This is a genomic window from Aestuariivirga sp. (assembly GCF_044239095.1).
Taxonomy (GTDB): domain Bacteria; phylum Pseudomonadota; class Alphaproteobacteria; order Rhizobiales; family Aestuariivirgaceae; genus Aestuariivirga.
The window spans coordinates 1-9,848 of sequence record NZ_JBIICB010000153.1; the positions used below are offsets into that span (position 1 = coordinate 1).

The 9,848-nt window shown below is 64.2% G+C and carries 10 protein-coding genes and 1 pseudogene; 6 read left to right on the forward strand and 5 right to left on the reverse strand.

Features of this window, described 5'->3' with window-relative positions:
* Window positions 1-1,517: hypothetical protein (locus ACILRA_RS13960; protein ID WP_395662704.1), on the forward strand; the 1,517-nt coding region annotated here is incomplete at its 5' end.
* A 119-nt stretch (window positions 1,518-1,636) separates the two neighbouring features.
* Here ACILRA_RS13960 and ACILRA_RS13965 read toward each other — a convergent pair.
* A complete protein-coding gene (locus ACILRA_RS13965) occupies window positions 1,637-1,789 on the reverse strand; it encodes a hypothetical protein (RefSeq protein WP_395662705.1) in 153 nt (50 codons plus the stop codon).
* A gap of 525 nt (window positions 1,790-2,314) precedes the next feature.
* On the opposite strand from ACILRA_RS13965, the gene ACILRA_RS13970 reads away from it, so the two are divergent.
* A complete protein-coding gene (locus ACILRA_RS13970; protein ID WP_395662706.1) occupies window positions 2,315-3,037 on the forward strand; it encodes an FkbM family methyltransferase in 723 nt (240 codons plus the stop codon).
* Window positions 3,038-3,518: 481 nt separating this feature from the next.
* On the opposite strand, the gene ACILRA_RS13975 is transcribed toward ACILRA_RS13970, so the two are convergent.
* The 3 genes from ACILRA_RS13975 to ACILRA_RS13985 are packed head-to-tail and all read right to left on the reverse strand — an operon-like array spanning window position 3,519 to window position 5,400.
* Complete coding sequence (locus ACILRA_RS13975) at window positions 3,519-4,115, reverse strand: flavin reductase family protein (protein ID WP_395662707.1); 597 nt, start codon at window positions 4,113-4,115, stop codon at window positions 3,519-3,521.
* On the reverse strand, window positions 4,115-4,819 hold the full coding sequence (locus tag ACILRA_RS13980; RefSeq protein ID WP_395662708.1) for an HAD family hydrolase: 705 nt from the start codon (window positions 4,817-4,819) through the stop codon (window positions 4,115-4,117). The genes ACILRA_RS13975 and ACILRA_RS13980 overlap by 1 nt, the downstream gene beginning before the upstream one ends.
* A complete protein-coding gene (locus tag ACILRA_RS13985) occupies window positions 4,816-5,400 on the reverse strand; it encodes a nitroreductase (RefSeq protein WP_395662709.1) in 585 nt (194 codons plus the stop codon). Before ACILRA_RS13985 ends, ACILRA_RS13980 begins: the two co-directional genes overlap by 4 nt.
* A gap of 153 nt (window positions 5,401-5,553) precedes the next feature.
* Between ACILRA_RS13985 and ACILRA_RS13990 the strand changes: the two genes are divergently transcribed.
* From ACILRA_RS13990 to ACILRA_RS14005, 4 genes are all read left to right on the forward strand, one after another.
* A complete protein-coding gene (locus tag ACILRA_RS13990; RefSeq protein ID WP_395662710.1) occupies window positions 5,554-6,408 on the forward strand; it encodes a hypothetical protein in 855 nt (284 codons plus the stop codon).
* Between the two features lie 223 nt (window positions 6,409-6,631).
* Window positions 6,632-7,000: a hypothetical protein gene (locus ACILRA_RS13995; protein WP_395662711.1), complete on the forward strand. Its 369-nt coding sequence runs from the start codon at window positions 6,632-6,634 to the stop codon at window positions 6,998-7,000.
* A gap of 50 nt (window positions 7,001-7,050) precedes the next feature.
* On the forward strand, window positions 7,051-8,268 hold the full coding sequence (locus ACILRA_RS14000) for an MFS transporter (protein WP_395662712.1): 1,218 nt from the start codon (window positions 7,051-7,053) through the stop codon (window positions 8,266-8,268).
* Between the two features lie 80 nt (window positions 8,269-8,348).
* Window positions 8,349-9,527: a DUF2336 domain-containing protein gene (locus ACILRA_RS14005; protein WP_395662713.1), complete on the forward strand. Its 1,179-nt coding sequence runs from the start codon at window positions 8,349-8,351 to the stop codon at window positions 9,525-9,527.
* Window positions 9,528-9,670: 143 nt separating this feature from the next.
* On the opposite strand, the pseudogene ppnK reads toward ACILRA_RS14005, so the two are convergent.
* Window positions 9,671-9,848, reverse strand: a pseudogene (ppnK, locus tag ACILRA_RS14010) (NAD(+) kinase); the annotation flags it as partial.

The window sequence follows — 9,848 nt, forward strand, 5'->3', positions numbered from 1 at the left end:
CCGCCAAGCTTTCCAACGCTGCACTGAAGGAAGCCTTGCCTGGCATCGACATTTCCGACGGCGACATCGACCTGACGGTGGAGAAGGGCGTGTTCAGGGCCACGGGGCCGGTCAGGATCTCCGGCATTCCCTCGAAGCTCGCGTGGGAGCGCGGGCCCGCGCCTGAGTTCAGGCAGTCTGCGGTGATCGAGACCCAGCTCGACGGCGAGCAGCGCCGCACGCTGGGTATCGATCTCGGCACCTTCGCCCGCGGACCCATCGGCGTAAAGGCCATCATTCCCGATCTCGGCGACCCGCAAGGCAAGGTGGAGGTCGAGGCTGACCTCAGCGAGGTGGAACTCAGGGTGCAGGCCATCAGCTGGTTCCGCCCGGCGGCGGCGAAGACCCTGGCGAAACTCGTCTACTATTCCAAGGGCGAGAAGGGCCCGCGGGTGGAAGATCTGGAGATCAAGGGCAAGGGGCTTTTGGTCAAGGGCGATCTGTCGCTGGCGCCCAAGCGCCAGGGGCTTCGCTCGGCGCGGCTCAGCGATGTGCGCCTGTCGGACGAGAACCGCTTCACGGCTGACATCACCGTGCGCGGCAGCGGTACCGCCATCGCCATCACGGGTGCCGCTTTCGATGCGCGCCCCCTGATCCGTTCCATGTTCGGTTCGCGCAACCGCGGCGATGCAGGTGAGCCGGCAGCGAACCAGAAGCAGCCCGCCAAGGACGAAAAGGCTGAGAAGCCGGTCAGCGTCAGCCTGAACCTGGAAAGGCTGTACGCGAACCGTGGCGAGATCGTCACGGGCGTCAAGGGCAGCCTCACTGCGCAAGGTGGCCGCCTCGAGAAGGCGGAGATCGAGGGCTCCTTCCTCAACGGCCAGCCCGTCGTCTTCCGCGTAACCCCGGTTGAGGGCGGGCGCGAGATGCGCATCAACGGGCGTGACGGGGGGGCGGCGATCCGCGCGGCCAATCTCTATTCCAAGGTGGCCGGCGGCCAGATCGAATTCTACGCGCTGCTCGGAAAGGACGACTCCTCGGTCAAGGATGGCCGCCTGGTGCTGCGCAACTTCGAGGTTCGCAACGAGGCAGCCCTCGCCGAACTCGATGCGCGCGGCAAGCCCAAGCGGGCGGGCCCCCGCCGCGAGGCTCTCACCTTCGACAAGCTGACGCTGCCCTTCACCTCCGACACGCGCTTCATCCGTATCGGCGAAAGCCTGGTCAGGGGGGCGGAGCTGGGCGCCAGCGCCGAAGGCCTGATCCGCAAGTCGGACGGCGCGGTCGACATCACCGGCACCATCATCCCGGTCTATGCGCTCAACGCCGCGCTGGGCGACATTCCCCTGTTCGGAGACATCCTCACCGGCGGCAAGGGGCAGGGCATCATCGGCGTCACCTTCGCGCTCGGCGGCACGGTGGACAAGCCCGCCTTCCAGATGAACCCCGTATCCGCCGTGGCGCCCGGCATTTTCCGGAAGTTCTTCGAATATGGCCAAACCGGCAGCGGCAACGGCAACCGCAAGCCGAAGAACAATTAGAGCGGCGGGCGATCAGTTTAGATCAATGCCCTGCTCTCGCCGTCATGCCAGTTTTCGCTGGGGTGACGGCACGGATGGAGCCCAAATCCTCGAGTGATCTGACCGGACCGCCCGCCGCGTCAATCCGGCCGCCGCATGCGCCAGGCTTCCGTGACGGTGGTGTATTCGCTGTAGCCCAGCCGTGCGATGGGCCGCATCGCCGCGGTGTCGACCCGCCCGTCGTGGATGTAGCGGTCGTCGATGTGGATGCCCAGCACGCGGCCGATCACCATGTGGTCGCTGGCCTCGCCGGTTTCGCCGGGAAGCGGCACGATCTGGAACAGGCGGCATGCCAGCGCCGCGGGGCGATCATCCGCCAGCGCATAACACCGCCGGCCCGTCTGCTGGGCCCAGCATCAACGAGGGCGGTCAGCTCGCTCTTCTGCTTCAACGACAAGCGTACCGTGGTGCCGCTGGTCCAGGCTTCCAGCAATGAATCGGGACCGGGTGAATTGAAATGGTGAACCCAGTCGCGACGCGTCTGGCGGTGCGAGCTACCGGTCGGGGCCTCATCGTCGCGGATCATATCATCCAACATCGCAGCCAGCGATAGGAGCCGTCGGCTCTGATTGCTCCACCGAGACTGTTTCACTTCATATATTCTCGTTCACATCATAGGTGGGAGCACTACGATTCTGGAGACGCACTGCGAGACTTACAAGGCGCAAGGCGAAGAAGATCGAGGCATTGTACTGGTGGGCTGAACCATGATAGATACTCGGTTAACTTTTTGTACTAAGCACTAACGGACACTCTGCATGAATTTCGACGATCTGAGAGCTGCGAGTATCGATGTCGGAACGGGTCGTTCACGGGTTTTCCTGCATCGTGGCACCCATGCTGATAAATCAGTAATTGATCAGGTGCTCTTTAAGAAACATTACTCAATAAAGCGGCTGGCCAGGGGCGAAGAGATCTACCATCTATATGAAAGTATCATTCAGTCTGGAAAGCGCCCTCTCATTGTTGATGCTGGAGCAAACATTGGTACCAGTGCGGTTTGGTTTCAGAGCCGTTTTCCAGATAGCCTTGTCCTTGCAATAGAGCCTGACGAGGAGAATGCCTCCATCGCGGATAGAAATTGTTACGGTCTCAACGTTGAGATTATTCGAGGAGCAGTTGGATCGGAGGACGGAAAGGTTGTGATAACAAATCCGGAGGCTGAATCTTGGTCTTTCCGAACTCAAGTCTCCGATATAGGCACAATCGCCAGATTCTCAATGAGCAACCTAATCGCTGACAAACAGAGAGAGGGTTGTGAGCCCTTCATTGTAAAGGTTGACATCGAGGGTGGCGAAGAAGAGCTTTTCTCAAAAAATCTAGACTGGTTGAGCAGTGTTCCGCTTGTCGTTATTGAGCTTCATGACTGGCTATTCCCGGCGGAGGGTACTTCGCTACCATTCCTGAGAGCAGTCGCCTCGCTTGACCGGGACTTTGTTCATATCGGCCAGAATATATTTTCAATCAGAAATGGTCGTTGAATTCACTTAGCGCATGGAAGAAGACCGTAGTGGAGCACTGGTGTAAAGTATTGTCAGCCGCCACGAGCAGTTGCCCGATGCAAGTTGCAGGAAAATGCTCCTTGTGAAGGTGGATTGCAGTCGTTTCGAGAGCATGATCCGCAAAAGTGGAAACCACTTTTGCGGATCATGCTCAAGCCTTTGAACTTGCGCGAGTCCACCAAGCAGGCGGAAAGTACTTCATCGGGAGACTGGATAGGTTCAGTCCGCAAACTCAGTCCATTGTAACGCGCGCTCCAATCAAGCTTTGGAAGCGTCGTAGCGGTGATTATTGAAAGGGCATCGCTGGCCGATCAGATCACTCTGTTCTCTATGGCTGACGTGGTTATCGCCTAGCAGGGTGCGGTACATGCACACGGAAAGCTATACCCCAAATTTCCCTGGGGTGACGGCACGGTTGGAGCCCAAATCCTCGAGTGATCTGAACAGATCGCCCGCCGCGTTAATCCGGCCGCCGCATGCGCCAGGCTTCCGTGACGGTGGTGTATTCGCTGTAGCCCAGCCGTGCGATGGGCCGCATCGCCGCGGTGTCGACCCGCCCGTCGTGGATGTAGCGGTCGTCGATATGGATGCCCAGCACGCGGCCGATCACCATGTGGTCGCTGGCCTCGCCGGTTTCGCCGGGAAGCGGCACGATCTGGAACAGGCGGCATTCCAGTGCTGCGGGGCTTTCGGCCACGCGCGGCGGGGCGATCATCCGGCAGGGGGCCTTGCCGAGCCCGGCCAGTTCGAATTCGTCGACCTCCGGCCCGACATGGGCGGAGGTGGCGTTCATCCGGTCCTTCAGGTCAAAGGTCACGAGGCTCACCGCGAACTCCCGCGTGGCCTCAATGTTGCGCAGCGTGTCCTTCACCGGGCCGATGCCGAAGGCCACGTAATGCGGGTTCTGCGAAAAGGCGTTGAAGTAGCTGAAGGGCGCGAGGTTGGCCACACCCTCGCGTGACAGCGATGAGACCCACGCGATGGGCCGCGGCGCCACCAGCGCCTTGAACGGGTCGATGTCGAAGCCGTGGTCGTTCTTCACCGCATCATAGAACATCAGAGACTCCGGAGCAGCGCGGGAAGCTCGGCAATGCTGTCGAGCGTATGGTCGGCGAGGTGGGCGATGTCGGCGTGCGCGGCATTGCCGGAGAGCACGGCCACGGCCAGCCCCGCGCCGCCGTTGCGCGCCTCTTCCATGTCGTGGTGGTTGTCGCCCACCATGGCGATTGCCGAGGGGGGAAGTCCGGTGATCGCGGCAAAGCTCTTGATCATATCGCCGGAGGGCTTTGGCACCGGCACCGTGTCGGCGGCGATGATGTCCTCGAAATGCTCCATCACGCCCAGCGCCGTCATCTGCGCTATGGCGGAGAGGTGGTTGTCATTGGTGCCGATGCCCAGCTTCAGCCCCATGGCGCGCAGCTCTGAGAGGATAGGCGCGAGCGGCATCAGCTGTATCAGCCTGTCGTTCACGAGGTGGGTGTAACCGCGGTCCAGCAGGTGCACCTTTTGGGCCGCCGCCTCATCGCCGATCTCCGGCCACAGCACGCCCACCAGCTGGCGCGTCGTGCCACCGGCCAGGATCGAGCCGGCGCGGAAGCGCTCTGCCGCCTTGTCATAGCCCGCCTTCGCCATCAGCGCCTCGGCCCCGGCGATGTCGGTGGCGAAGATGTCCATGAACATCTCGCGATAGATGGGGATCCACGTGGCGTTGACGTCGATCAGCGTTCCGTCCTTGTCGAAGAGAATGGCGCGGATCGTCATGGCGCGCTCCAGCGGGTGAGCAGCGCCCCGGCATCGGGGCGCGGCCGGTCCTCGAGCGGGGCTGCTGGCGTTCCGAGATAGATCAGCCCGGCAATCCTTTCATGGGCCTTGAGGCCCATCGCATGCGCCATCTCCGCATCATAGGCCACCCAGTCGCTGTTCCACTGGCAGCCGAGGCCCATGGCGGTTGCCGCGGTCAGGATGTTCATGCACACAGCGCCCGCCGAGAGCTGCTGCTCCCACACCGGGATCTTGGGGTGTTCTGCCGCCGTCGAGACGACGCCCAGCACTGCAGGCGCGCGCAGGAACAGGGCGCGCATGGCATCGAGGGTCTCGGCGCCATGCTCCGGGTGAAGCGCCTGCCAGCGCGCCCGCATCACGTCGCCGAAGGCGGCCCGTGCGGCGCCCTCCCACAGGATGAAGCGCCAGGGGGCGAGCTTGCCATGGTCCGGCACGCGCGTTGCGAGGCTGAGGATCTCGGCAATCTGCGCGGCGCTGGGGCCCGGCTCCGTCATCGCCTTGGCGGAAGCGGATTTGCGGGTCCTGAGCAGGTTGAGAACGGATGAGGTGTCATTGAGCATGATGGCATGCAATCTGGCGGCGCTGGCCGCAAAACGCAATGGCGCCCAAGCGGGAAGCAGTCATTAACCAATCGTTAAGCTCCGCGTTGCCGGGCCTGGCGCGGCCATGGTTAGGTCAACGCCTTCAATCAGGCAGGGAAGGGGAGAAGGGCATTGCACGACGGCGTCACCCGTGCACGGCTGTTCCGCCGCGGAGCCGAGAGGCTCGCGCTGGCGGCCATTCTTCTTGTTTTCGGTCCGGTGATGGCCACGGCCCAGCCCGTCGCCGTCGAGGTGGTAAAGCCCGGCCGCGAGGGCCTGGAGCTGACCGCGCGGCTCACCGAGGACGGTGGCCTCATCACCCGTGACATCGCCTGGACGATCCGCGCGGCGGATGGCGAAATCCTGTTCGCCAGCGAGACGGGCTCGGTTGATATCTCGCTGCCCCCGGGAGACTACACGGTCGAGGCTGCCTATGGCGCGGCCATCGAGGCGCATACGGTCAGCGTGCCGGAGCGCGTCCGCCTGATGGTGAGCTTCATCCTGAAGGCGGGTGGCCTGCGCATCGATGTCGGCATGGGCGAGACGGCCTTTCCCGCCGCCCGCCCGCAATTGCGCGTCTTCGCGCTTGGCAGCAGCGGTACTGGCCGGCTCGTGGCCTCGGGCGAGGCCGGCGGCGGCATCATCCGCCTGCCGGAGGGCCGCTACCGGGTCGAAAGCCAGGCGGCCGAAGGAAACGCCCTCGCCGTGGCTGATGTCACGGTGAAGGCCGGCCGCCTCAGCACCCTCGCCATCACCCACCGGGCAGGTCTCGCGCGGCTGGCCTTCGTGGGCTCGCCCTCGGCTGAGGTACGCTGGGACGTGGAAGACGCTGGCGGCACCCTGGTTGCCAGTGAAACCGGCCTTGGCGCCAACCTTGTGCTGGTGCCCGGCACCTATACCGCGCGCGCCGCCGTGGGGCCTGAACTGCTCACCGCCACCTTTGCCATCACCGCTGGCAAGGCGCGCGACATCATGCTCGGCAACTAGGCTGAGTCGGCCTCACCGGTCTTCGCAAGGGTGGGCAAGGCCGCAATTCCGCCATTGTGGACAAACCTGTGCATAAGCCTGAAATACGTTCAGGTTCAGTCTCTTACACCATGTGGAAAGGTTGTGGAAAACGCTGTTAACGGCTCATTAACCAGCCGCGCGCAGGACTCGTCAGACGCACGGAGAAAGGCACGACGCCATGGTGCTGGAGAGGTTGGTAGACATGACAAGGTGTCTGCTCATTGATGAAGACGGCAGGGGCAGGCAGTATCTCGAGCAGATGCTGTCGGGCCTGGGCCTCGAGACGTCCCTCACCACCGGTGGTGATGTTGCGCTCCGCTTCTGCAACGACAATGCCCCGGACGTGGTGATGATGCCGGCGCGTGCCGCTGGCGGCGCCCCGCGGGATTTCGTCAGGCGTCTCAGGCAGTCAGGCCGTGGCAAGCCGCCTGTGGTGTTCCTCTACGCCGACACGCCGGACACCGAGATGTTCGGCCAATCGATCCTCGAGGGCGCGGCCGATGTGCTGATGATGCCCTGCGACAGTGACCTTCTGCATTTCAAGCTCCGCCAGGCCGGCATCGAACTCTGATTTCGATAACGGGTCTGGCCTGATTCGCCCCGGCATGCTTGGCTGGCGCAATGATCAACACCTCGATCTGGGTCCTTCTCGCCAGTGTCGCCCTGCTGTGCCTTGGCTATGGCCTGGCGGGCTCGCTCGTCAGCCTTGCGGCGAACGAGGCTGAATTCCGCACCGACGTCACGGGCTTCGTCATGGCGGGCTTCTCCGTGGGGCTTCTGGCCTCCGCCTTCGTGACGCCGCGGCTGGTGCGCAGCGTGGGCCACGTCCGCACCTTTGCCGGACTTGCCTCCACGGTTTCAACCGTGACGCTGCTGTTCCCGCTGTGGGTCGATCCGGTGTTCTGGTTCGTGCTGCGCTTCGTCGTGGGTCTTTGCGTCTCGGGCATGTTCATCGTGTGCGAGAGCTGGCTCAACGCCACCTCCTCGAACCGCAACCGCGGCCAGATCATGTCGCTCTACATGATCGTCATCTACGGCGCGCTGGGTCTCGGCCAGTTTCTGCTCAACGTGTCGGACGAATCGGGCTTCGTGCGCTTCATCATCGTGTCCTGCCTGCTGTCGATGGCGCTGGTGCCGCTGATCCTCCTGCCATCGGAGGCGCCGAGCGTTGAGGGCGCGCGCCCGGTGAGCGCGGCGGAGATCTGGCGCGCCTCGCCGCTCGCGGTGGTGGGTGTTCTGGCCTGTGGCCTGGGGCAGAGCGCCTTCTTTGCGCTGGGCGTGGTCTTCGGCCTTGCCAAGGGCCTGCCGCTGTCGCTGGTGTCGGTCATGATGGCGCTGCCGCCGCTGGGCGTCATCCTCTCGCAATATCCGATCGGCTGGATATCGGACCGCTTCGACCGCCGCACCATCATCATGCTGCTCAGCTTCGCTGCGGCGGTGGTGTGCGTGCTGATCATGGCGGGCGGCAACTACCTCTCGCGCGCGCTGCTGATTGCGCTCGTCACCGCCTTCGGCGTCATCTCGCTGCCGATCTATTCCCTCGTCGTCGCCCACGCCAATGATCATCTCGCGAAGGACCAGGTGCTGGGCGCCTCCGCGAGGCTCGTCCTGCTGTACGGCGCGGGCTCGATCCTTGGGCCCATCCTGGTCGGCGCCATGATGGGGCGGCTGGGTCATGACGGCTTCCTGCTCTACATGATCGCGGTGCATCTGGGGCTGGCGGCCTTCGCCGTCTGGCGCAGATGGCGCAAGCCCGAGCACCTGAAGGCGAAGGGCAGTGAGGTGATGACGGTCAGCCCCGTCACCTCGCCCGCCAGCCCCCAGGTTCCCAAGGAATGAGGCCGCGCCGGGACACCGCCTTACGGTGAACGGATTGTTAAATCTTGGATGGCACAGTTTACCTGAAAGAGCAGGGTATCATGCACACTCCCGAGATAGAGCACAGCTTCTGCGGCCTCGACGACAAGGTCTTCATGGACGTGATCGCCACCGGTGACACCGGCCAGCGCATCGCCCTTGCCACACAACTCGCAGCCTTCCTCGCCCGCGAGGACGCGCCCCTGAACGAGCGTGAGCAGGTCATCCCCGCGGTGCTGAAACTCACCGCCGATGCCGAGGCGGATGTGCGCAGCGCCCTGGCCATGGGCCTCGCCGCCGTGCCGTCCCTCAATGCCGACGTGCTGTTCGCCATCGTCGCCGATGATGACGAGATCGCCTTGCCGTTCCTTGCTGAAACGCCAGCACTCAGCGCATGGCATATGCTGGCCGTGCTGCGCGTCGGCGACGACGCCCGCCGCGCCACCGTGGCGCTGCGCCCGGACGTTCCCGCCGAGGCGGTCGACTATATCATCGAGTCCCTGCCGCTCGCCGTCAACGCGCTGATGCTGGAGAACGAGTACCTCGTGCTCACGCCCGGTCAGTACCGCGATCTCTACGCCCGCTTCGGCGAGGAGCGTGAGATCCTCGATTGCCTGCTGGCCAGCCCCGGCCTGCCGCTCGACATCCGTGTCGCCCATGCGCGGCTCGTGGCGTCACGCACCCGTCAGCTCGTTGCCGAGCGCGGCTGGCTTCCCGCCAATGACGCCACGGAGATCGTGACCGAGGCCGAAGAGAACGCCGTGCTCGACATCCTCACCGCCGCCACCGATGAGGAGCGCGGCAATGTCGTCACCTTCCTCGTCGAAAACGAGCTTCTCACCGCCTCCATCATCGTGCGCGCCGCCTGCCTCGGCGCCATGGACGTGGTGGCGGCGATCATGGCCTGCCTTGCCGATGTGCCGCTGAAGCGTGCCGAGGACGCCATGTTCGTGAAGCCGGGCTCCGCCTTCCGCAACCTCCACAGCAAGGCCGGCCTGCCGGAGTCCTGCTACTGGACCCTTCAGGCCGCCTGCGACGTGGCCCGCGAGGAGCAGCAGGACGGCATCCCCCTCTCACAGGATGATTTCGGCCGCCGCCTCATCGAGGTGCTGATGACGCGCTACGAGGCCCTGCCCATGGCCGAGCGCCCGCACCAGCTCGACTTCGTCGGCCGCTTCGCCGCCGGCCGCCCCCGCCTCATCGCCCAACGCCTCAAGGCCGACCTCCTGAAAGCAGCGTAACGCCTCGCGCCGCGCCATCCACTCCGCCCCGCAAACCACCGTCATTCCGGCGAAAGCCGGAATCCAGCTTTCTCACCGCGCGCCGGACGCCCAAAGCAGCCCCCCAGCTTTGTCTGGGGGTGACGGGAGCAGGGCAGATCACCTCAGAACCGGAACTGCTCCCGCAGCACCCGCTCCGCCAGGCTGTGGTCGGGGTCGAACAGGATGCGCGCCGACTTCGACTGGTCCTGCGCGATCTCCACCTGGCGCACGTGGCGCACCTCCACGTGGTCGGCCACCGCCGCCACCGGGCGCTTTTCGCCCTCGAGGATGGTGATCGTC